This is a genomic window from Mucilaginibacter rubeus (assembly GCF_014643835.1).
Lineage (GTDB): Bacteria > Bacteroidota > Bacteroidia > Sphingobacteriales > Sphingobacteriaceae > Mucilaginibacter > Mucilaginibacter rubeus.
This window is the reverse complement of sequence record NZ_BMKD01000001.1, coordinates 89,015-113,698: the sequence shown is the minus strand read 5'-3', so window position 1 is coordinate 113,698 and position 24,684 is coordinate 89,015. Positions and strand designations below refer to the sequence as shown.

General features: G+C 42.3%; 18 protein-coding genes. 5 read left to right on the top strand and 13 right to left on the bottom strand.

What is annotated here, in order from left to right; all coding sequences use genetic code 11:
* Positions 1-2: 2 nt before the first annotated feature.
* From IEX80_RS00515 to tig, 4 genes are all read right to left on the bottom strand, one after another.
* Positions 3-860 carry an AMP nucleosidase gene (locus IEX80_RS00515; RefSeq protein ID WP_090524536.1) on the bottom strand — a complete coding sequence of 286 codons (858 nt, stop codon included), beginning with the start codon at positions 858-860 and terminating at the stop codon, positions 3-5.
* A gap of 91 nt (positions 861-951) precedes the next feature.
* Positions 952-2,190: an ATP-dependent Clp protease ATP-binding subunit ClpX gene (clpX, locus tag IEX80_RS00510; RefSeq protein ID WP_090524534.1), complete on the bottom strand. Its 1,239-nt coding sequence runs from the start codon at positions 2,188-2,190 to the stop codon at positions 952-954.
* A 158-nt stretch (positions 2,191-2,348) separates the two neighbouring features.
* Positions 2,349-3,077, bottom strand: a complete 729-nt coding sequence (locus tag IEX80_RS00505; protein WP_090524532.1) for an ATP-dependent Clp protease proteolytic subunit — start codon at positions 3,075-3,077, stop codon at positions 2,349-2,351.
* Between the two features lie 436 nt (positions 3,078-3,513).
* Entirely contained in the window at positions 3,514-4,872 is a 1,359-nt protein-coding gene (gene tig / locus IEX80_RS00500) for a trigger factor (RefSeq protein WP_176623812.1), read from the bottom strand.
* A gap of 241 nt (positions 4,873-5,113) precedes the next feature.
* Between tig and IEX80_RS00495 the strand changes: the two genes are divergently transcribed.
* A complete protein-coding gene (locus IEX80_RS00495) occupies positions 5,114-5,305 on the top strand; it encodes a hypothetical protein (protein WP_176623810.1) in 192 nt (63 codons plus the stop codon).
* A gap of 33 nt (positions 5,306-5,338) precedes the next feature.
* Here the strand turns inward: IEX80_RS00495 and IEX80_RS00490 are convergent, their stop codons facing one another.
* From IEX80_RS00490 to IEX80_RS00455, 8 genes are all read right to left on the bottom strand, one after another.
* Entirely contained in the window at positions 5,339-6,322 is a 984-nt protein-coding gene (locus IEX80_RS00490; RefSeq protein ID WP_176623808.1) for a cytochrome C, read from the bottom strand.
* Between the two features lie 90 nt (positions 6,323-6,412).
* Entirely contained in the window at positions 6,413-7,135 is a 723-nt protein-coding gene (locus IEX80_RS00485; protein WP_090524528.1) for a head GIN domain-containing protein, read from the bottom strand.
* A gap of 116 nt (positions 7,136-7,251) precedes the next feature.
* A complete protein-coding gene (locus tag IEX80_RS00480) occupies positions 7,252-7,860 on the bottom strand; it encodes a GIN domain-containing protein (RefSeq protein ID WP_176623806.1) in 609 nt (202 codons plus the stop codon).
* A 337-nt stretch (positions 7,861-8,197) separates the two neighbouring features.
* Positions 8,198-8,662, bottom strand: a complete 465-nt coding sequence (locus IEX80_RS00475; protein WP_176623804.1) for an SRPBCC family protein — start codon at positions 8,660-8,662, stop codon at positions 8,198-8,200.
* Complete coding sequence (locus tag IEX80_RS00470; protein ID WP_176623802.1) at positions 8,643-8,984, bottom strand: ArsR/SmtB family transcription factor; 342 nt, start codon at positions 8,982-8,984, stop codon at positions 8,643-8,645. The genes IEX80_RS00475 and IEX80_RS00470 overlap by 20 nt, the downstream gene beginning before the upstream one ends.
* Positions 8,985-9,412: 428 nt before the next feature.
* Entirely contained in the window at positions 9,413-10,012 is a 600-nt protein-coding gene (locus tag IEX80_RS00465) for a GIN domain-containing protein (protein WP_188831598.1), read from the bottom strand.
* 368 nt (positions 10,013-10,380) lie between these two features.
* Positions 10,381-12,276 carry a RecQ family ATP-dependent DNA helicase gene (locus IEX80_RS00460; RefSeq protein ID WP_188831597.1) on the bottom strand — a complete coding sequence of 632 codons (1,896 nt, stop codon included), beginning with the start codon at positions 12,274-12,276 and terminating at the stop codon, positions 10,381-10,383.
* A 153-nt stretch (positions 12,277-12,429) separates the two neighbouring features.
* Complete coding sequence (locus tag IEX80_RS00455; RefSeq protein WP_188831596.1) at positions 12,430-13,566, bottom strand: alpha/beta hydrolase; 1,137 nt, start codon at positions 13,564-13,566, stop codon at positions 12,430-12,432.
* Between the two features lie 350 nt (positions 13,567-13,916).
* Here IEX80_RS00455 and IEX80_RS00450 point away from each other — a divergent pair, with 350 nt between their 5' ends.
* From IEX80_RS00450 to IEX80_RS00440, 3 genes are read left to right on the top strand one after another with little or no spacing between them, the layout of a single operon-like run.
* Positions 13,917-16,955 carry a SusC/RagA family TonB-linked outer membrane protein gene (locus IEX80_RS00450; RefSeq protein ID WP_188831595.1) on the top strand — a complete coding sequence of 1,013 codons (3,039 nt, stop codon included), beginning with the start codon at positions 13,917-13,919 and terminating at the stop codon, positions 16,953-16,955.
* 30 nt (positions 16,956-16,985) lie between these two features.
* On the top strand, positions 16,986-18,569 hold the full coding sequence (locus tag IEX80_RS00445) for a RagB/SusD family nutrient uptake outer membrane protein (protein WP_188831594.1): 1,584 nt from the start codon (positions 16,986-16,988) through the stop codon (positions 18,567-18,569).
* 60 nt (positions 18,570-18,629) lie between these two features.
* On the top strand, positions 18,630-19,658 hold the full coding sequence (locus IEX80_RS00440) for a SusE domain-containing protein (protein ID WP_188831593.1): 1,029 nt from the start codon (positions 18,630-18,632) through the stop codon (positions 19,656-19,658).
* 280 nt (positions 19,659-19,938) lie between these two features.
* Here the strand turns inward: IEX80_RS00440 and IEX80_RS00435 are convergent, their stop codons facing one another.
* Positions 19,939-21,225 (bottom strand): citrate synthase, encoded by a 1,287-nt coding sequence (locus IEX80_RS00435; protein ID WP_188831592.1) that lies wholly within the window; start codon positions 21,223-21,225, stop codon positions 19,939-19,941.
* A gap of 132 nt (positions 21,226-21,357) precedes the next feature.
* Between IEX80_RS00435 and IEX80_RS00430 the strand changes: the two genes are divergently transcribed.
* Complete coding sequence (locus IEX80_RS00430) at positions 21,358-24,639, top strand: PAS domain-containing hybrid sensor histidine kinase/response regulator (RefSeq protein WP_188831591.1); 3,282 nt, start codon at positions 21,358-21,360, stop codon at positions 24,637-24,639.
* The last annotated feature ends 45 nt before the right edge of the window (positions 24,640-24,684 follow it).

Below are 24,684 nucleotides of genomic sequence, written 5' to 3'. Positions count from 1 at the left end.
GACTAAAATTTAAGATGCTTAACCGTTAACCCGTTATTGATCAACTGCTTTAACGATTCGATACCTATGTGCAGGTGTGTTTCAACAAACTGCTCTGTTACTGACGAATCGCTTTCGGCGGTTTTTACACCTTCAGGAATCATCGGCTGATCTGACACTAACAGCAACGCACCTGTAGGAATCTTGTTGGCAAAACCGGTGGTAAAAATAGTAGCTGTTTCCATATCAACGGCCATGGCACGCAGATCTTTCAGGTATTTTTTGAAAACTTTATCATGCTCCCAAACGCGGCGGTTAGTGGTGTAGCAGGTACCGGTCCAGTAATCACGTGAATAATCACGGATGGTAGTTGAGATGGCTTTCTGCAGTGCGAATGATGGCAAGGCAGGGACCTCTGGCGGTAAATAGTCATTTGATGTACCTTCACCACGGATGGCGGCTATCGGCAGGATCAGGTCGCCTACGTTGTTCTTTTTCTTAAGGCCTCCGCATTTACCCAAAAATATGACAGCTTTGGGGTGAATGGCTGTGAGCAGGTCCATAACAGTAGCCGCAACCGAACTGCCCATACCAAAGTTAATAATGGTAATACCGTTTGCTGTAACGCTTTGCATTGGTTTTTCAAGCCCCATAATAGGCGCGTTATCATTCCACTGCGAAAACAGCTGGATATACTTTGAAAAATTGGTGAGGATAATATACTCTCCAAATGCTTCAAGCGGTCGGCCGGTATAACGCGGTAACCAGTTAGCAACAATTGCTTCTTTTGTTTTTAATCCTGATTTTATGGGCGATTGCACTTCTTTCACCGGCGGTGGTAAGGCATCTCCGTCCTTTTTAATGTTTAATTCTTCGTTCATATGATTTCTTTTTATACAGCAAACCCCGGTATGAGAACCAGGGCGCGCTTTATTTTTTAATAAATATAAGTGTTTGCTTATATACTGTGCGTTAAGCTACTTTTAACTTTTTCAGATCCGATTTTTCAAACTTCTCGCGTGCGTAATCCAATGTTACGTTCAACCGTTTCACATCCTTTTTAGACGGAAACTCGAACATAGCATCAATCATGATAGCTTCGCATATTGAGCGTAAGCCCCTCGCGCCAAGTTTAAATTCCATTGCTTTATCAACAATAAACTCCAGTACTTCGTCTTCAAAATCAAGCTTTACACCTTCATATTCAAACAGTTTTTTGTACTGTTTCAATAATGAGTTTTTAGGCTCGGTAAGGATATTGTGCAATGCTTCCCTATCAAGCGGGTTGAGGTAGGTAAGCACCGGCAAACGGCCTATCAGCTCTGGGATTAAACCAAATGATTTCAAATCCTGCGGTGTAATATACTTATAGAAGTTTTTAGTATCGATATCGCCCTCATCGTGCTTAAACTTGTAACCAACAGTTTGGGTACGCAGTCGATTGGCGATCTTCCTTTCAATACCATCAAAGGCGCCTCCGCAAATGAAAAGGATGTTACTGGTATTTACCGTGATCATTTTCTGATCCGGGTGTTTGCGGCCACCTTGTGGTGGTACGTTAACCATGGTACCTTCTAATATCTTCAATAGTGCTTGTTGTACACCTTCTCCAGATACGTCGCGGGTGATAGAAGCATTATCGCTTTTACGGGCTATTTTATCAACCTCATCAATGTAAACAATACCTTTTTCGGCAAGGGTTACATCATAATCGGCCGATTGCAGTAAGCGGGTCAGGATGCTTTCAACGTCCTCCCCTACATAGCCTGCTTCGGTTAGCACAGTAGCGTCGCAAATGCAAAACGGAACGTTAAGTACTTTGGCGAGTGTTTTAGCAAGCAGGGTTTTGCCCGTACCTGTTTCACCTACCATGATGATGTTTGATTTTTCAATCTCAACCTCATCTTTATCAATACGCTGATTTAAGCGTTTATAATGATTATATACAGCTACCGAAAGTATCTTTTTGGCATCATCCTGTCCAATAACATACTGATCAAGATGTGCCTTCATTTCTGATGGCTTAAGCAGGGCCGGCGCCAGAGGCGATGACTTCACTTTACGTACCTTCAACTCCTCAGCCAATATTTCATTGGCCTGGTTCACACATTTGTCACAAATGTGTGCATCAAGTCCTGCTATTAACATCAGGGAATCCTGTTTACCGGCACCGCAAAATGAACACCTGATCTCTTTGCTGTTTTTATTCATCTGATTTGTCTTCTTACTCAAAGTTAAAAAATTAGTGGTAAAAAACAAAGTATTGTCCGTAAGTCGGGAAGTCCGTAAAGTCCGAAAGCAACGATACTTTCTGATTTTAACATACTTACTTCCGGACTTTCCGACTTATCGGACTTGCGGACTCAAGATTACTTTCCTTTGTTACCTCTTAAAATCTCGTCAACCATACCAAATTCTTTGGCTTCTTCTGCAATCATCCAGTAGTCACGGTCAGATGCATCCCAAACTTTTTGGTAAGGTGCACCGCTGTGATCTGCAATGATCTGGTACAGCTCTTTTTTCAATTTGGTGATCTCCTGGTAAGTGATCTCTATATCTGACTGCTGGCCCTGTGCACCGCCAGATGGCTGGTGGATCATCACCCTTGCATGCGGAAGCGCTGCCCTTTTACCTTCAGTACCAGCTACTAACAGTACTGCAGCCATTGACGCCGCCATACCTGTACAGATGGTAGCCACGTCATTTGATATAAACTGCATGGTATCATAGATACCTAAACCTGCATAAACCGAACCACCTGGCGAGTTAATGTAGATCTGGATATCACGTTTAGCATCAGCCGATTGTAAGAAAAGCAATTGAGCCTGGATAATGTTTGCAATATTATCATAAATGGCATCGCCAAGGAAAATGATACGATCCATCATCAAACGTGAAAACACGTCCATGGCCTGTACGTTAAGCTGGCGTTCTTCAAGAATGTATGGTGTCATGCCGGTTGGTACGGTTGTAATACCGCCTGTTGGCATATTGCCTCTTTCAACACCTGCAATATATTTGTCTACATAAAGGCTGTTAATACGGTGATGCTTAACAGCATATTTTCTGAATTCGTTTTTATCGATATTACTGCTCATGGTTTTTGTTTGTTGTTCGTTAGGAAATGCGGGCGTCTTACCCGCGATAAATATAGTTTTTAGTTCAATAGATTTTTTGCAAGATAGTTTTTATTACGTAATTTTTTGATAAGGCCTCTTTTAAGTCAGACGTCCGAAAGTCAGTAAAGTCCGAAAGTTACATGATACTTACACAAAGGTTTATTTTACGGCTATTACCCAGGATTATGCTTCTTGCGCTCGTTTACAACGAGTGCTTAAAGTGGTTTCGCGATTGTATCGCGCGGGCCGGAGGCGTTATAAACGCAAACCCAGTTACGCACTCGTTACAAACGAGCGCGAGAGCAAATAGCATGCGATACGGTAAAGACCTCATAAAACACCAAAAGCAACCCGATGAGTTGCTTTTGGTGAATATACTATAAAATCTACCCTAATAAGGGCGATTGAAAGAAGCTTACTGTGCTGCAGATACCAATGCACTGAAATCAGTGTAAAGGATATCCTGCTTATCTAAAGTGATCACATTTTTGATATAGTCAAATACCTTTAATGCTTTTACCTCTTCAAATATCTTGTTAGCGTTGTCTTTGTTTTGCAGGTACTGAACAGTGTACTGGCCCAACTGATCCTCAGGGATAGCAGTAGGGCTGTACATCCTGAACTGCTGATCTAAACGGATCTTAGCTAATTCAAACACATCTTCATATTTAATTTCGATTGTGTTATCAGTAATGATCTTGTTTTCAATCAAAGTCCATTTCAGGTTTTGAGCAAAATCGTTGTAACCGCCTTCTAATTCCTCATCGCTCAGTTTTTCGTTAGTTGCTTTTAACCAACGTTTCAGAAATTCATCAGGAAGCGCGAAATCAACTTTAGCGATAGCCAGTTTGTACATGTCGTCCTGCAATTTGCGGTCGGCATCCTGAACCATCATGCTTTCAAGTTCTTCAGTAATTTTAGCTGTGAACTCCTCTTCGGTAGTCACTGTACCTTCACCAAATAATTTGTCAAAGAACTCCTGATTAAGGTCACTTTCTTCTAAACGGTTAACGTTTTTAACAGTTAATTGGAAATCGCCTCTTAAATCAGCTGCATCGTCTTCTTCAATTTTCAATAAACCGGCAATTTTAGCTGCGTCGTTATCAAAAGCTTTACGAATATCGAATGTTAACACATCGCCTTTTTTCAAACCGATCAATGAAGCTTTGATTGCTTCATCTTTGATCTGATCTAAACGTACAGACGCCGTGTTGGTTATCCCACCCTCAAAAACACTACCATCAGCCGAAAGTTGAACCAATTCGCTGTAAAGAACGTCATCATCTGCCGATACGTCAGGATTTGTCATTTTGCCATAGCTACGGCGGATGTTTTTGATCCTTGAAGCCAGCGTTTCGTCATCAACTTTGATTACGTATTGGGTTAATTTATCTTTTGATGAAAAGTCGATGCTGAACTCAGGAGCTAAACCTAATTCATAGCTAAACTCAAAGTTATCGGCAAAATCCCAGTTGTATTCTTTGTTATCATCTGCAGCAGGCAATGGCTGACCCAATACGGCCAGTTTTTGCTCGTCGATATAGTTATTTAAAGTATCTTGTAACAGGTTGTTGATCTCATCAACAAGGATGCTTTTACCGTACATTTTTTTGATGTGCGATGCAGGCACCATGCCCGGGCGAAAACCAGGAATTTTTGCTTTTTTAGCGTTTTCCTTTATAGCTTTTTCAACACGTGGCTGGTAATCTTCAGGGTTGATGTTAATTTTAACAACTGCGTTCAGGTCATTAATTTTTTCCTGTGTAATATTCATCTTTTTACCGGGTATTTAATTTAATCCTTTGAAATATAGCCTAAAACCTAATCCGTGCTATACAAAATTCGAGGCGCAAAAGTATGAATTTATTTTTAATTAGCGCTTGATTTTATATTGTTTTCAAGGAAAATGAAGCAGCTTTTAAACGGGTTGAACGGCAAGGCAACATGATAACAGCATAAATATTTGTCTGAACCTGTGTTTGTCTGAACCAGAATTAAACAATTTTTTAAAGTTGATGAAAACATTGAACTTGCATATCATTTCTGGTACATTCTTTAATTCAATAAATTCGGGTTCAGACAATAATATGGGCGTTGCCTGCGGCCCGGGCTTTACGCTGCAAGTCCTCGCCTTTCTTGCCCGCAATCCAACACTCGCTGCGGGCTTTACGCTTCAATCCCTAACGCGGCTAACGCACTATCCGTAAAACCGGGCGTTAAACCCAACCAACCTCTAATCTCTATTTCCAATTCCTTTCAAATTTTACAACATGGTTACTGATGGGCTTTATTGTTTTCAAATAAGCATAAATTGCTTCCAGATCGGACACTTTCATGCTGCCATATCTCCACCACGGCATAATGGTTTGAAATTCGCCCGGTTTTACCGGTGTCGGCTGCATTTTACCATTGGCAAATTGAGTAAAGCGGCTTACAAATTGCTCTTTTGTCCAGCTGCCAATGCCTGTTTCCTTATCGGGCGTAATATTGGCCGAAAACACTTTGCTTCCACCGGGTACTATATAACCCTGTCCGCCGGCAAAAGCCATTGCCTCATTCAATTTACCTTTATCTGATTGTGTGTGGCATTCTTTACAGGCCGCTGCATTTAATAAATAAGCTCCATATTTTACCGTATCTGCCGGATTGGGGATATTACCCAACGCAGCCTTTTGCGGCATGGTATGCACAATAACATTCAGCGGAAAATCGAGCTGGTGGCCCGGATAATTTTTGCCGCTGGGTTTTAATGCACGTATATATGCAATGATGGAATAAAGATCTTCCCTATCCATTTTTGCATAATAAGGCCATGGCATTATCGGAAATATAGCCGACCCATCTTTTTTAACACCAGTGGTCATTGCCCTGAAGATCTCACCGTCTGTCCACCCACTCAAATTTAACGGGGTAATGTTAGGTGAATAAACAGTACCGGGGAAACCTGCTGAAGCATCAAATTTTTCACCGCCGGCACCGGAAACTGTAGAATCTGAAGGGCCCGCAAATTTATCCCAACTACGGGTAGAATGACAATCCAGACAAACCGTTACATTATTGGCCAGATACTTACCGCGGGCAATGCGTTGTGGCGTAGCATCAACTTTAATAGCTTCGGGTTGGCCCACATTGGGCAATGCCAGGGTTATGTAGGAGATGCCGGCAACAGCGACAAGAACAAGCGCTATAATTGCATAGGCCGTCCATTTTAAAAACTTTTTCATTCAAATTTTTAATAGTGATAGGTTATAGAATCAAAAAAAGCCGCGAATTAATTATATCCCCGGCCTCTTCGCTAATTATTATAAGGTCGGTCAGTCAACTTTTTTGATAGATGAGGCTCCCGATTTATCGTTGTTTACAGTAGATGGCGAGCCTTTATATTGAATTTCGGAAGCACCACTGGTATGTACATTCAGTGTTTTAAGCACATTGATTTTGCAATGTCCAATGCCCGATGTTTCGATATCATAGTCACCAACAACAAAATCAAAGGCATCTACTTTACCGGCTCCGCTCAGGTCAATTTTGTGTGATGCGGCCTGGCCTGTAAGATGTACTTCTGTGGCGCCACTGCCATCGGTTGAAACATTGGCCGCGTTAAGGTCAAGTGTTACTTTAGTAGCACCTGAAAGATCAAGCTTGAAATCTTTAGCGTTGAGCTTGCCGTCAGAATTAACTTCAACCGCGCCCGAAGCTTTAATTTCTTCAAGGTTTTTCACGCCGATGTTGATCACCATATCACCGGGATCGCAGAAATTCTTTTTTGATTTAATATGTAATACACCACCTTCAACCGAAGTTGAAATATATTTGAGCAGGTTATCATCAGCTTTGATATCGATAGTTAACGAACTATCCTGTTTCAGGTGTACTTTAAACGCGCCCGAGATCTCAACTTTTTTAAAGTCTTCAGCTTTGCGTTTCTCTGTAGTCTGGTTTCCCGAACCATGTACGCATCTGTAATTACATGATGATAATATGGCTGTAGTTATTAACGCGCCTGCTATAGTGAAGGTAAAAAGGTATTTTTTCATAGTATGGTTGTTATGACGCCGGTTGGCAGTTTAGTGTTACATCAAAATTAAAAAAAGCTATCACATTTTGAGTGATAGCTTTTGAATATATAAGAGACTTTTAAGAAAGTGAACTATTAAAGACCTGCAAATTCGTTTTCAACGGTGTATTTAGCAGGGGCATTGGTTACCTTATCGGTAAAGTTTGCTGCTGCAAAAGCGTTGTTATTTACAAATGATTCGCGGGTATGGTTCAGAGTGTAAACATCGGCAGTACCGGTAAACTCGGCTTTAGCTTTGTCATTAACGTTTACTGTGGCAGCGTAAGCTTCAACATTTAATTTAGCAGATGCATTGTTGTAAAGGTTAACGTTAAGCTCAAGGGCTGCAAGTTTTCCGAATGATTTAACTTCGGCATTGTCATAAGCATTGATGGCTTTCAAATCATTTGCAGTTACCCAAACTACCAGTTTTTCGTTTTTGTACGAGGTGATACGTAGGGTACCGTTGTTGTTTTGTACCAATGCGCTCTCTGAATAATACTTGTTATAAACTTTAACATTGTCATTCTGCCCTGCTGATACATATACCTCAACATTGCCGCGAACTTCGATCTTGCTGATCTTGCTTACGTTGTTTAAAACTACGGCTGCGCCGTTATCTTTTTTGGTTGCTGCGTTAGCTGCAGTTGATACTCCAAGTGCTAAAACTAAAGAGGCTGCGATTGTTAATATTGTAGTTTTCATGATGATTAATATTTTGATTGTCAATTATTTGTGTTCCTATTTCACTTAATACACAGATAAGACGCCCCCATTTTTAAAACGTTACAGCGGTTTCGGGCAAATTAGATGTACACCGGGTTTTAGTCGGCGAACGGGGGATTTATATCGGTAAACAGCGGAAGAATTTTTGATTATAAATGTGCAGATTTCAGATGTGCAGATGAAAAGTGATGACGGCAATGCTATTAATGCCATTCGAAACCTCTTTAATTGGGGCTGCTATAAACGCACAAAGCGTTATTGTTCAATAACGCTTTATACATTAACAAAAGAAGATCTATGTGACCTTCGATAGAGTTTATCCCTTCCTCACATCTTTTAAATACAGGTTTAACTTTTCGATGTTTTGCTTTAAGCCTTCATCAGCTTTAAATGTTTTTACTACCTGTACAAACTGCTCATGCGTTTCAAAAAGCATGTGCCAGCTCAGGAAAGTTTGCTCTCCCCGTTCGTCAAACTCAATGGTTGCAACAAATTTTGGACTGCTGACATGCTCGTATACTATCTTTTTAAGCGGAATGACCTCTCTAAAAACGCTCTTATTTTTATAATCGGTACCATCCGGGCCATGCATCACTAAATCCCACTCCCCTCCCTGTTTAATCTCCATTTTACTAATGGTATTGGTGAAGCCGTTGGGCCCCCACCACTGGGCAATATGTTCGGGTTGGGTCCAAACTTCCCATACCAGCTCAACCGGGGCGTCCAATGTTCTTGTCAAGCGCAATTCGCGATCTGTAGTGCTACTTTGATTGTTTTCCATTTCTTTCATTTTTTAGGTTTACTACATATTTCTCAAGGTTATCCAATTTATTTTCCCAATGCTGGCGATACTGATCAACCCAAACTGATATTTCACTAAGCTGATCGAGCCGGGCCTCGCAGACCCTATCGCGACCCTGTTGTTTAACATTAATCAAACCGCAATCGGCCAGGATCTGGATATGCAGTGAAATTGCCTGGCGTGTAACATCAAAGTTTGCAGCTATCGCATTCACGTTATGCGGCTGTGCAGCAATCATATTGATGATCGCTCTTCGGGTGGGGTCGGCTATCGCCTGGTAAACATCTCGTCTGGCTTTCATAATTGCGCAAGTAAGTACTTGCAAATATAAATGCAAGCATTTACTTGCGCAAGTATTTTTTGAAAATAGTTTTATGCAATAAAAAACAAAAAACGCCGCCAACCTATTAAAGGCAACGACGCTCCAGAAAACAATTTGAGGTCAGTTCAAATTACCATGGCAGTTCATCGCCAAAGGCTGAACGAGGCAGAGCAGAAAGACTTTGTTGAGATCAACAATAAAGGTGTTGCAGATGGCGAATATCGCCTGAAATAAACGCTGCAGATTATTGAAACAAGTTCAACATAACAATAACTTTTTAGTTATCTTATTGGTAATAATAGTAAAGCATCTTTTAACACGCGCTCGTTTGCAACGCAAAAGCACGCAAAAAAGCCGCCCCTTTCGGAGCGGCTACACTATATATAATTGACTCAAAAAAATGGCGCTTATAAAGTTGCAAAGTCATTGACCCTCGGCCTGGTTTCTTTATTCAAAGTTTCGGTGGCGTGGGCATATGCTAAACCATTGCTGTTTACATTTGATGTTGCGTTGCGGGTTAGGCTGTACTCGTTGGTGTTACCTTTAAGCTCGGCTTTTGCATTACCGCTTAGGGTGATGCTCGCGCTGTAAGTATCCAGGCTAAGATTTGCAGATGCATTGTTGTTCAATTTAACATCAAGCTCGATACCTGAAAGGCAACCGAATGATTTGATCTCGGCATTATCATAGGCGTTAATGGCGCTTAATTGGTTTGCAGTTACCCAAACTACCAATTTTTCGGCTTTATATGATGAGATGCGCAATACGCCTTTTTGTGACTGAACCAGAGCGTTTTCAGAATAGTAACGGTTGTAAACTTTCACCTGGTCGGTCGGGCCGCTTGATATATAAAGTTCAACATTGCCGTAAACTTCAATTTTGTTGATTTTGCTGATGTCGGTTAAAATGATGCCTGCATCAGTTTTAGCAGTATTTGCAGATGCGATGTTTGCGAAGCCAAGTACCATAAACAGTACGGTAGCGATGGCGGTTAATGTAGTTTTCATGGTATTAATATTTTGATTGTCAAGTGATTATTATTTTATTTCATTGAATACATACATATGACGATCTCAAATAAAAAACGTTACAGCAGGCTTGGGCTAATTAGCTGTAGGGCAGGTTTTTGTCGGTAAAGGGGTGATTTTTCCCGGTGAAATGGGGTGGAGAATTTGAGGGAAAGAAAGATAAATTAGATCGAAGCACGACACAATTAAAAATGGGGTCATGCTGAGGCACTCGAAGCATCGTGGGCAGGCCTCTGCGCGCGACCCTTCGACAGGCTCAGGGTGACAGGCCCCTTTTTTATATTGTTATTTCTCCTTTAGAGTTTCTGGGCATGGTGGACGGGTGAAAACCCTTGTTATACAACCTATCAACTCAAATAATAAGCCTCGCCATCGGTTTTAATCTTCCCTGCATCGAGCAGCAGGCGTACGGCCTCCATTTTTTCTTTTTCGGTACCGATGTTGATCCCGGTTATCAGTCCGCCGATATCGGGGTTGCTAATGCTGAGCAATTGTACTATTTCGGTGGTGATGTTGTCGAAAATTTCGTCTTGATTTACCCTGCGTTTTTCCTCAAGGCAAACATCGCAGATCCCGCATTTACGGCCATTTGGTTCATCAAAATAAGCCAGCAACATTTGGCTCCGGCAGCGTTTATGAATAGCGTAGGCAAAAACAGCTTCCATTTTTTGACGGTACACTTCTTTGCGCTGCTCTATATATTTCCTGTCGATAATGAGGTGGCTTCCCTGTACCCGTGGTTTTAAATAGGTAACCTGGGGTTTATCAGTTTGTTGCATATAGCTAAGCAATCCATACTGCTGCAATTGCAACATCCCTTCAATAACCTGCTGAACGCTTAAACCTGTTCGCCTTGCGATATCAAACTCCTTTATACGCACATAATTTTCAAAAGCCCCCCCGTATGAGCGCAGCAGGGTTTTGATAAAAGGGTCCCAGCCGGCGTTCTGGATCTGGAAGTTGTATAGTTGCTCGTTAACTACCTCAAACTGAAAACGCGAGGGTAAAAATACGCTTTCGTTAAAAGCAAGGTATTCGTCACGCTCTAAAAACTTAAGGGCGTTGAGCGTTTTAATAGCATCGAGCTTGAAGCGGCTGCAAAATTCGCCAAGGTCGAGATCAAAGCTTAAACCCTCGCCGGCCTCATAAGCTACCTGGTAGTAATTGGCCAGGCTATGGTACACCTGCTTAATCTCCTCAACCGATGGAAAATTAAGCTCATACATCTTTTCCTGTTTCAGCTTATCGGCAGGGTTATATAGCAGTACGCCAAAAGCTTTATTACCATCGCGGCCGCCCCGGCCGGCTTCCTGATAATAGGCTTCTAAACTTTCGGGAATATCCTTGTGGATCACAAACCGTACATCCGGTTTATCTATCCCCATACCAAAAGCATTGGTAGCTACGATCACCCGTACCCGGTTATTTTTCCAGGCCTCCTGCTTTTCGGCGCGCTGGTCAACAGTCAGGCCTGCGTTGTAATAATCGGCCCTTATACCGTTATCCGTCAGGAACTTCGCTATCTCAAAAGTTTCCTTCCTGCTCCGTACATATACAATGCCGCTTCCCTTGACACCGCGTACGATATTGAGCATTTTACGAAACTTATCTTCCTCATGCTGTACCACGTAGCTGATATTGCGCCGCTCAAAACTTTGCTGGTAAACTACCGGATTTTTGAATTTCAGCTTTTCTTGAATATCGGCCTTAACATCGGCGGTAGCTGTTGCTGTAAGCGCAAGCACGGGCACGTTGGGATGCAGCTCCCGCAGATCGGCAATATGCAGGTACGGCGGCCTGAAATCATAACCCCATTGCGAAATACAATGCGCTTCATCTACAGCGAAGAGGTTTACTTTCATGTACTTCACCCGCTCGCGCACCAATTCGCTCAGCAGGCGCTCGGGCGACAGGTACAGGAACTTTACCGAACCATAAATGCAATTATCCAGCGCCAGGTCTATCTCACGGCGACCCATTCCCGATACTATGGATATCGCGTTGATGCCTTTGGCCCGAAGGTTTTCAACCTGGTCTTTCATGAGCGCAATAAGCGGCGACACCACTATACAGATCCCCTCTTTAGCCAACGCCGGCACCTGGAAACAAACTGATTTACCGCCGCCGGTAGGCAACAGCGCCAAAGTATCATTTCCTAATAAAACAGACTGGATGATCTCGGCCTGCATGGGCCTGAAGGTGTCATGGTTCCAGTATTGTTTTAATATTTCTTCGATGGTCATGGGGTGTAATTTAGTCCGAAAGTCGGAGGTCCGCAAATTTAGTCCGAAAGTCGGGAAGTCCGTAAGTCCGAAAGATCATTAAAGCTTTTTCGATAATTGCCTTTGCAGACTCACGGACTTCCCGACTTACGGACTTCAGACTTTCCGACTCCTTCAAAACTCCATCAACCATTTATAAAACCCAGGCCAGTCGCCGTTCCATTGCTTTTCATTGTGGGATGCGCCTTTGATTATAGTAACGGGGGCATTTTCGGGTTTTACCCCTCTTGATTTCAGCAAATTGGCCATTTTTTGCATATCGGCTACCATACTGGCGCTTTCTGCATCGCCGCAAACAAAATAAAATCGGCTCATTTTATTTATTGTAGCCTGTTGCGCCTGGTCATAAATCTGCGGCGCGATCCAGAATGCGGGCGAAAATACCCCTGCATTTCCAAACACCCCGGGGTATTTAAGCGCGGCATACATCGAGATAAGTCCGCCCATGGAGCTGCCCGCAATAGTTGTGTGCGCGGCATCGGTTTGGGTACGGTAATGACCATCAATATATGGCTTAAGCTCTTTAATCAAAAATTGAACATAATCGTCTCCCCTGCCTTCACCATATTTTGAATTATACGGGTCATATTCGGTTATGCGGTACCCACCTCCATGATCGATACCTACTATAATACTTTCCTGCCGGGCCGGTATTTTATCCATCAATTCATCAATACCCCATTCGCCATAACTTGAGGTGTAATCGTCAAAAAGGTTTTGCCCATCGTGCATGTAAATTACCGGGTATTTCTTTTTGTCTGCCTCATAACCGGCCGGTAAATAGATCCAAACCCTCCGCTGCCTGCCTAATTGAGGTATTTCAAAGTTTTCGCTGATCACATGTACCCTCGCTGTAGCGGTATGTTTCTTTTCAGGTACGCCAAAGTTATCCTGCCAGGCTTCAATATCCAGCTTAATAGTTGTATCTGCGGTTATTTTTAGGTTGCGGTTATTAATGGCCTTACCCGCAACATCGCATTCAACGGTGCTCCAACTGCCACGGGTCACTTTAAAATGAACAATCCCGGCCGGCAGGTCTTTGTTTATCACGTAATTTCCCTTCTCATTTTTAACCAGTTCCCAGGCCTTATCGGCAGGGTTCCAGCCATTAAAATCACCTGCCAGGAACAGGTGTTCAGACGGGCTTTTCAACGCTGCTATTTTGCCGGTAAAAAAGGAGATTTTCACCTGGCTAAAAAGCAAAAAATTTCGGCCAAAAAGCAAAAACGCGCAGAAAATTATTTTTTTCATCATCATAAAAAGCTAAAAACCGGGAACGTTTCCGGGAACGTTCCCGGGAATGGGTTGCATTAAAGTAAAATCACATATTGTGTAAACATGACACTTACTTATTTCACAAATATGTGTTTAAATCCAAATTTCGCATAAAAACAATAATTTTTCCCCACTTTTTTAATAAATTTCAATATTTCTTTACAGTTAAAAAAGACTTAATTAAACGCTTTAAAATTATCTTTTATATAAAATTTGCAATTGATATTTGTAAATGTAAATTAGTCGCATGCTGTTTCGGCCACAATAATAAACCAATTATAGACGGCAAAATAAGCCTTTTTTTATTCATAAAAATCAATAAGTAAATGAGAAAAAATTACTCAAAAAAGTATGTTCTTCTTTGTGCTTTCCTGATGATGTCATTCATGGCGTTTTCACAAACCGGGAGTATTAAAGGAAAGGTATCTGACGAAACCAACCAGCCCCTCCCCGGTGCTACGGTTACCGTCGATGGTACCACTATTGGTTCAACTACCGACCCTAATGGTAACTATGCCATTAACAATGTTAAAGCCGGTACTTACACCCTAAGTATAAAATTTATCGGTTATATTACCATCAAAAAAACAGTAACCGTTAACGGCGCAACGGTCGAAAACTTCAGCCTCGCTCCCGAAAGCAAAAGCCTTAACGAGGTAGTGGTTATAGGTTACGGTACCCAGCGCAAAAAAGATCTTTCAGGCGCAATCACCAACGTAACCGCCAAAGATTTCCAAAAAGGCGTTATTACCACCCCCGAGCAATTAATTGCCGGTAAGGTTGCAGGTGTATCCGTAATATCAAACAGCGGCGCGCCTGGTGCAGGTAGTACGATTCGCGTGCGTGCGGGTGTATCACTGGCAGCAGGCAATGATCCTTTGATCGTAATTGATGGTGTACCTATCGATCGTCCGCGTAACGGTGATGGCACATCGAAAATACCGGGCGTTGCAGACCCGTTGAGCTTGATTAACCCAAATGATATTGAATCGTTTTCCATTCTGAAAGATGCGTCGGCTGCTGCTATTTATGGTAACAGGGCCTCAAACGGCGTTATATTGATCACTACTAAAAAGGGCAAAAGCGGTAAACCGGTTATCGATTTCAGCACTCAATTTTCGGCCAGCAAGCTTAACAAATATGTTGACGTACTTACAGGCGATCAAATACGCGATTATGTGAATGCCAATGGCACAGCTATACAAAAATCACAGCTTGGCACGGCAAATACCAATTGGCAAAAGCAAATTTACCAAACAGGCATCACTACCGACAATAACATCAGTATATCAGGTGCAACGAAACACCTGCCGTATCGCATCTCTGCCGGGCATTTTGATCAGACAGGTATTTTAAAAACCAGTTCATTACAGCGGTTTACCGGCGCAATTAACTTAAGCCCAAGCTTTTTCACGGACCATTTGAAAGTAACCCTGAATGCTAAAGGCTCGCAGGTGAAACAACGGTTTGCCAATGAGGGGGCAATCGGTGCGGCAGTTAGCTTTGATCCTACCAAACCTGTTTACTCGGGCAGCAATCGTTTTGGTGGCTATTATGAATGGCTGAATGATCCATCAAAACCGGCTACAAGCCAGCTTAAAGGGTTAGCCACGCTTAATCCATTGGGCTTACTTGAGGAGCAAGACAACCGCAGTAATGTTTATCGTAGTATAGGCAACCTCCAATTGGATTATAAGTTTCACTTTTTGCCCGAATTGCATGCAAATGTTAACTTAGGCTACGATGTATCTAAAGGCTCGGGCAGTGTGAACATTCCTGATAGTGCGGCTTCAAACTATAACGGATTTCAGGACGGTAAAGGGATCACTCACCGCGGCCAGCGAAACCCGTATAGAGGCACACAATCAAATACTATATTTGAAGGTTACTTCAGCTATGCTAAAGATCTAAAAAATATCGCAAGCCATATTGATGCGGTTGCCGGTTACTCATACCAGGATTTTAGCACAAAAAATTACTTTTACGGATCCTATGCATTTGACGGAACCGAAAGACCAGGCTCTAATCCAAACTTTAATTTTGATGAACCAGAAAACAGGTTAATATCCGTTTATGGTCGTTTAAATTACGTATTTCAAGATAAATATATCCTAACCGGTACTGTACGCCGCGATGGTTCATCAAAATTTAACCCCGATAGAAGATTTGGTACTTTCCCTTCTGTAGCATTTGCCTGGAAATTAAAACAAGAGCAAATGTTTAAGGGAATAACTGCGTTATCTGATCTTAAATTACGCCTGGGTTACGGTATAACCGGCCAGCAGGATGGCATTGGTAACTATGATGTGATATCGTTTTATAATCTTAGTGGTAACGCCGCCCAATATCAATTAGGCGATATTTTATACAACCTGTACCGTCCGGGCGGATATTATTCACAACGTACCTGGGAGCAAACAGCATCATCAAATGCCGGGCTTGATTTTGGATTTCTTGACAATCGCATTACCGGTACCCTTGATTTTTACTACCGCAAAACATCAAAACTACTTAACAGCATACCCCAGCCAGCAGGTACTAACTTTTCAAATACCATTGTGGCCAACATTGGCGATTTAACCAGCAAGGGTGTTGAATTAAGCCTTAATGCAGATGTGATCAGATCACAGGATATGAACTGGAGCATCGGCTTTAACGCCACCTACAATACCAACAAAATTACCCGGCTTACCCTGGCTCCTGATCCAAGCTATCCCGGTGTGTTAACGGGGGGCATATCAGGCGGCACCGGTAATACAATCCAAATCAATTCGGTTAATTATCCCCGCCTTTCCTTTTACGTTTATCAACAGGTTTACGGTGCCGATGGCAGACCGCTTGACGGCGTTTTTGTTGACCGCAATAAGGATGGCATTATCAATAGCAGCGACCTTTACAGATATAAAAGCTCAGATCCTAAGGCATACTTCGGTCTTAATTCAAACTTCAATTATAAAAAATGGTCGGCGGGCTTCTCAGCAAGGGCAAGTGTAGGTAATTATGCTTACAACAACGTGCTTGCAAGCTCGGGCACACAATTAAGCGTATTTAACGGCATCGGAATTTTGAACAACGCTTCTACAAGTTTGCTTCAAACTGGTATAGTGGGCTCTTCTGATAAGATGAGGCTATCCGATTACTACATACAGAACGCGTCGTTTATAAAAATGGATAACATTAACCTCGGCTATAACTTTGGCAAAGTGTTTGGCAACACCGGCAATTTGCGCGTAAGTGCTAACGTACAAAACGTATTTACCATTACCAAATATAAAGGTCTTGACCCCGAAGTTAGCAGCGGCATTGATAACAATTTTTACCCAAGGCCGCGTACCTATGTGTTAGGTTTAAACCTTTCATTATAATATAAAGCTGATAACGCAAAAAAGATTGACATGAAAAGAAATTCATTAAAATATATATTAATAACCGGTTTGATAGCCGGGGGTTTAACATCGTGCACCAAGAAGCTTAATTTGCTTCCTACCAATGATGTAACGGCGGAGCAGGTTTACAGCTCGCCCGAGGGTTACAAACAAGCATTTGCCAAGGTTTATGCAGCATACGCGCTCACCGGTAATACAGGGCCTGCCGGCAACGGCGACGTACAAGGTATTGACGAAGGCACGTCTGATTTTTTCCGCCTGATGTGGTGTGCTCAGGAATTACCGACCGACGAAGCTGTTGTTGGCTGGGGAGATGTGGGGCTGCCGGATTTTCACAGCATGACCTGGTCATCAAGCAACCTGTTCCTTACAGGTTTATACTATCGTTGTATGTATCAGATTACATTGGCTAATGATTTTATCCGCCAGTCGTCTGATGCTAAACTAAGCAGCAGGGGAATTACCGGCGCCGATGCTGATAAAGTTCATCAATATGTTGCTGAGGCGCGCTTTTTAAGAGCCTATCAATATTCGATTTTAATGGATTTATTTGGAAACCCTCCATTCGTTACCGAAAACGATGCTTTGGGTGGTGCTTTGCCTAAGCAAATAAGCCGTAAAGATCTGTTTACCTATATTGAAGGCGAGCTTAAAGCAATTGATGGAGGCCTTGCTGATGCTCGCACTAACGAATATGGCCGCGCAGATAAAGCGGCTGCATGGGCATTATTAGCCAGGATCTATCTTAATGCTGAGGTTTATACCGGTACAGCTAATTATGCAGCTGCGGTAACCTATTCAAAAAAGGTGATTGATGCCGGTTATTCATTAGTTAGTGACTATTCCAAATTAATGCGCGCTGATAACAACCTCAATAAAAATGAGTTTATTTTAACCATTAACTATGATGGCTTACATACCCAAAGCTATGGTGGTGCCACATTTATGACCCATGCCCCCGTTGGTGGCTCAATGCCTGCTGCTGATTATGGTATTTCAGGCGGCTGGGCCGGTTTACGTACTACCAAAGCTTTTGTAAACCTGTTTCCGGGAGGCGCCTCGAGTGCTGATAAACGTGCCCAGTTTTATACCGATGGCCAAAATATCGATATCAATACCATAAGTAGCTTTACCGATGGCTACGCTATCAGTAAATTCAAAGATGTTAAGATAAACGGTGCCCCCCCGCAAAGTTTGGATTATGCAGATATGGACCTTCCTATTTTCCGTTTAGCCGAGCAGTATTTGATCTATGCTGAAGCTACTACACGCGGCGGTGGCGGCGATGCCACACTTGCTTTAAGCTATGTTAACAAATTAAGGGCCCGTGCCTACCAAAGTGCTACCACCGGCCAGTTAACCGCTTTAACAACCGATCTGTTGCTTGATGAAAGAGGACGTGAGCTGTACTGGGAAGGTTTCCGCCGTACGGATCTTATCCGTTACAAAAAGTTTGTAGAGGCTACCTATTTGTGGCCGTTTAAAGGCGGTTCAAAAGATGGAAAAGGCGTTGAAAGCTTTCGCACGGTATATCCGTTACCATCGGCAGATGTTACAGCTAACCCTAATCTGAAACAAAATACAGGATATTAATAATATACCGGGAGATGCTCTTAAAGTATCTCCCGTAAAACCATAAAACCTAAAAAGGATATGAAAAAAATATTTACCACGCTCCTGGCATTCGGTGGCATAGCGCTGCTGATGCTGGCGTCATGTAAAAAGGATGAAGTAAAGGTTGTAGCAAACGTGGGCAAAGTGGGTGCTTTAACTTCAACAACAACCGCTCCCGCACTATCTAAACCCAATGCCAATAATGATGCTATTACCTTTAGCTGGGCCGCAACCCCGGTAACTGGTTACAATGCCCCCATTACCTATACTATACAGTTAGATGTAAAAGGTAATAGTTTTAAAAACGCAAGAGAAGTAAGCACCGACAAGCTTACCCAAACGCTTAAAGTGGGTGTGCTTAACGATATGTTAACAGCATTGAAGCTATCTTATGACAACCCATCGCAAGTTGAGGTGCGCATTAAATCATCAGCGGCTCCAAACCTGGCTGCTACCTACTCAAACATTATTACATTAACTGTATTACCATACCAGGGTACAGGCTATATTTATGTTCCCGGTGCTTACCAGGGATGGGATCCCAAAACTGCCGACAGTCTTACTTCGCCAAATAATGACGGTGTGTATGATGGTTATATCGGTTTCCCTGCAGGTAAGCTTGAATTTAAACTTACTCCTAAAAAGGTTTGGGACGTTGCATACGGAGATGCAGGCAGCGGAAAAATAAGTACTACCGGCGGTAACCTTTCAGTACCTGCCGCAGGATACTATGCATTGCATGCTGTTATTGATCAAAACGATAAAACAAAAGGCACATTTACGGCTACCCCTGTGTTCTGGAGCATTATTGGCGATGCTACTCCGGGCGGCTGGAGCACTGACACCGATATGCTTTATGACGCTACTACCAAAACCTGGAGCGTTACCGCTGCTTTAATTGGGGGCAAGGATATAAAATTCAGGTTTAATCACAGCTGGGATTTAAACTTGGGCGGTACGCCAGGTGCACTCACTCCAGGCGGAGCTAATTACACCATTACAACCGCCGGTACGTACAAAATAGTATTAGATACTAAGGCTAACACGTTCACTATTACAAAGCTATAAGCACAAAAACTGCAGTTGATTGATTTATTTATATGGCCCCGCATGGTGAAAACCGGCGGGGCTTCTTTTTGACCGCTGAATTTTTGACGAATGATTACGCTGATTTCGCTGATTCCTCCGTTTAGTATTATTAAATAATAAGATTAGCAAATCAGCGTAATCATATTAATCAAAATCAAAAATCAGCGGTAAAAAAAGCGATGAGGTCATCCCCCATCGCTTCCTATTTTATATAATATTTCTTCTATGAACTATGATCCATCAACTATGAACCATATACTTATCGACTTGCTATATCAACATATTCTTTAGAGGTTGCACCTACATAAATCTGGCGCGGACGACCGATAGGTTCTTTGTTTTCTTTCATTTCTTTCCATTGAGCAATCCATCCCGGTAAACGGCCAAGGGCGAACAACACAGTGAACATATCGGTTGGGAAACCTAAGGCGCGGTAAATGATACCGGAGTAAAAATCAACGTTAGGATAAAGTTTACGCTCAACAAAGTATGGATCTTTCAGGGCAACTTCTTCCAGTTTTTTGGCTATTTCCAGTACCTCGTCATTAACCCCCAGCTTTTCTAAAATATCGTCGCAGGCTTTTTTAATGATCCTTGCACGCGGATCAAAGTTTTTATAAACGCGGTGACCAAAACCCATTAAACGGAAAGGATCGTTTTTGTCTTTCGCCTTAGCAATCCATTTATCAGTATCGCCACCATCTTCTTTGATCTTCTCCAGCATTTCAATTACAGCCTGGTTGGCGCCGCCATGTAACGGCCCCCAAAGCGCTGAAATACCTGCAGATACTGAAGCATAAATATTAGAATCGGACGAACCTACGATGCGAACGGTAGAAGCAGAACAGTTTTGCTCATGATCGGCATGTAAAATCAACAGCTTGTTCATAGCGTCGATAACCACGGGATCAATCTCCACCTCCTCTGTACGCTGACCAAAGGTCATGTGCAGGAAGTTGGTAACGTAATCGTATTTATTTTGAGGATAGATAACCGGGTGCCCTAACGATTTTTTATAGATCCATGAAACCACGGTAGCCATTTTAGCAAGCATTTTAATAATGCTCTGGTTAAGCTCTTCGGTGGTTTGTGATGGCTTTAATGATTCGGGATAAAAAGCCGATAATGCAGATACCAATGACGACAGCTGCCCCATCGGGTGCGATTTTGATGGAAAGCCATCAAAAAACTTTTTCATATCCTCATGCACCAAAGTATGGCGGCTTAGCTCGTACTGGAATGATTTTAGCTTTTCGGCAGATGGCAGCTCGCCATAGATCAGCAAATAAGCAACTTCAATAAATGATGATTTTTCGGCCAATTGCTCAATTGGATAACCACGATATTTAAGTATTCCCTGCTCGCCATCTAAAAAAGTAATGGCGCTTTTGGTAGCGCCTGTATTTTTGTACCCGATATCAAGTGTTACATAACCGGTTTGATCGCGAAGCTTAGAAATATCGATTGCCTTTTCACCTTCAGTGCCCTCAATTACCGGGAGCTCAAATGTTTTATCACCAATTTTTAGTTGTGCTGTTTCCGCCATAGAAATTTGTATCTGCAACAAATGTAAATAAATCTGCGTATTAATAACCGCTAATATAATTTACTGTTTGTAAAAATTTTCGGCCAAATTTATTATTTTACAACCTGTATTTGTGCTTATAGACGTTAATAATTGATTAAAAAATTACTGCAAAACATGTCGTTAAAAGGTAACTCATTGGTAATGATCCAAAACGAAGCTACCGTTTACCGCCTTTTACTCATAGGCTTGTTTATCGCAAGCCCCTCGTTACATTATCTTTGCCTCAACAATTCTTATGATCCTTTTTGGCTAAGGGCTATAAACTGTTTTTTTTGTGCTATTACGCTATTTTTTTCTTTCATTAACAATAAGGTTTTTTATAAAGCAGGGATCTTTGCTACCGTATTGTCTTTCCTGGTCATAAACAACTGCATTTTACTTGGCAAAAACGGGTTTGAACATGTGTACCTGTTTAGCGCGATAACCATTTTTATTGCCTTAACCCTTTTTTGCAAAAAAAGCAGGGAATTCATAATTATCTGCGAAGCTAACCTTGCAGCTATTATAACCGCCTATTTTACCGCGCCCAGGCTTGCCATTTCGCCCGCAGTGCTGATAGTACTTATTTTGGTTTTCACTGTAATAGCTTATGTCTCATTTTTAGTGGTGATGGCTTATCAATATCAGCTAAAAAATGCTGTTGATAACGTAATGAAGCTTAACCAAAGCCTTATGGTTAATGATGCCAAGCTGCGTGAAAGTCGTAATCATCTCAACGCGCTCATTAACTCGTTAAATGACATCATTTTTGAGTTTGATGAAAGCAAAACCTGTATTAATGTTTGGTTTAATGAAATGACCGAGCGCATAGTTGATCCGCGGATAGCGATTGGCAAAACACTCGATAAGGTAGTGGGCCCGCAAAAAGCCGAAAAGTATGACAGCGCTTTAAACTACGTAATAGAAAACCGCAAACCCATATCAATAGAGTTTTTATCTGACTATGATAGCGGGCATTCCTTTACAGCTAACTTTACTCCTGTTTTTGATAAAACAACGGGTTATACCGGCCGGACCTCGGCTTCGGTGGTGGATATAACCGAGCAAAAGAAATATGAACGGGCCCTTAAGGAAAACGAAGGCTTGTTACTTGAAGCTCAAAACATCGCAAAAATAGGCAACTGGTGGTACGACCATGAGACTAAGGAAACATTTTGGTCGGCCAACCTCAATGACCTGCTCGGGATTGAAGATATTCCTGCCGGCATGAACCGCTTTCAATATTACATGAGCCTGGTACATCCTGACGACAGGGAGAACGTTTTTGAATACCTCGCATCCATCCGTACAACAACACAAAACCAACTCGAGCATAAATTTATCACACCGGCAGGCAACTTAAAATATATCAGGATCCAACGAGGCGAAAAGAAATTACCGACAGACACAGTTACACGTACATTTGGCATTATCCAGGATATTACCGAGGCCCGCCTGGCCGATAAAGCGGTTAAACTAAGCCAGCTTGAACTGATGGAAGCCCAGGCCATCGCTAAAATAGGCAACTGGAAATATGATGTGGCGGCGCGGCGCCTTTCCTGGTCGGAAGAGTTAAACAGCATTTATGAGCTTGATCAGGGCACCTTATCGTGCCAGCGCTGTTTTGTAAAGTTGCTGCTTAAGCATGTACATCCTAACGACAGGTTTATTGTCAGGAATTTATTGCGTAACAGGTTAAGCAACATGGATTCATCCTGTGAATACCGCATTATAACTTCTGGCGGCAATATTAAGCACCTGAGTATTATAGCCGGCAAACGTTTGTATAATGAAGACGGAAGTGTGCGTAAAATTATAGGCACCCTGCAGGATATTACAGAACGCAAACAGGCTGAGCTTGATTTCAGAAGCGTCGAGAGCAAATACCGGCGGGTGTTAGAAACTGTTAATATGATAGCTATAACGATTAACGACAGTGGTATTGTTACCTTTTGCAATAAATACCTGGCAAACCTGGTAGGATATACCCAGGCCGAGATCATTGGCATGAATTGGATGGACAATTTTATTCCCGATGACCTGAAAGATTTTTTAAGGAGCTGGTTTATAAATGACAGTTTTTTACCGCATTATATTAACCCTATTATTTGCCGTAACGGCGAACAACGGATCATAAGCTGGCAAAATACGGTGTTTTATGATGATAACGGTGTTTTTAAGGAGACCACAGCGCTTGGCGAAGATATAACAGACCAGGAGAAAGCACGGCAGGACCTGATCTGGGCTAAGGAAATGGCCGAAAAGTCGTCTAAGTTCAAGTCGGAATTTTTATCCATTATGAGCCATGAGATCCGTACGCCGATGAACGCGGTTATTGGCACAACCAACCTGCTGCTTGACGAAAACCCGAGGCCCGAACAGATGGAATACCTCAATACGCTCAAGTTTTCGGGCGAAAACCTGCTGGCCATTATCAATGACATTTTAGATTATAATAAGATTGAGGCCGGCAAGCTGGAACTGAATAACTCAAGGTTCAACATTCACCAGCTAATCCATAAAATAAAGCAATCTTTTGAGCCGAAGGCGGCCGAAAAAAAACTAACGCTTGAATTAATAACAGATGATACCATTCCCGGAGATTTAATGGGCGATGCCATGCGGCTGAGCCAGGTACTAAATAATCTGATCAGCAACGCTATTAAATTTACACATACGGGTAAGGTTATTATCCGGTTGGATAAAGATGTGATAACCCCAAACACCGTTAATATTAAATTTGCGGTTACCGATACAGGCATAGGCATTTCGCCCGAAAGTTTCAACATTGTTTTTGATCCTTTTATGCAGGACCAACAGGTAATTGATAATGACTATGGAGGTACCGGTTTAGGCCTCGCTATTACCAAACGGCTGGTTGAGCTGCATAAAGGTACAATTGCTGTATCAAGCGAACTGGGTAAGGGCACCACATTTAGTTTTGCTATAAATTTCGCTCTCGCTCCCGAAGCCGCCGCTCTGAAACAGGTTGCTGTTACGGCGAATGCTCCAGACAACAACTTACAGGGCATGAATATTTTAGTTGTTGATGACAACAAAATGAACCTGATGATAGCAGGCAAATTCTTAAGGCGCTGGAATGCCCAGGTTCAGGAAGCATCAAATGGGCAAATAGCTGTAGACCTGGCTAACCAAAATTCTTATAACCTTATTATTATGGACCTGCAAATGCCGGTTATGAACGGCTTTGAAGCAACGGCGGTGATTAAACAAACCCAGCCCGATTTACCTATCATAGCCCTCACGGCCGACGCCATGCCCGAAACCTACCAACAAGCGCTGGAAGCGGGTATGTGTGATTATCTGACTAAACCTTTTGTTCCTGAAGTACTGTACAGCAAATTGGCAAAACATATCAGGCAATCAGTATAATTTCGGAGTTCGGATGTTCGATTTCGGGTCGAGGCGAAAGGCGAA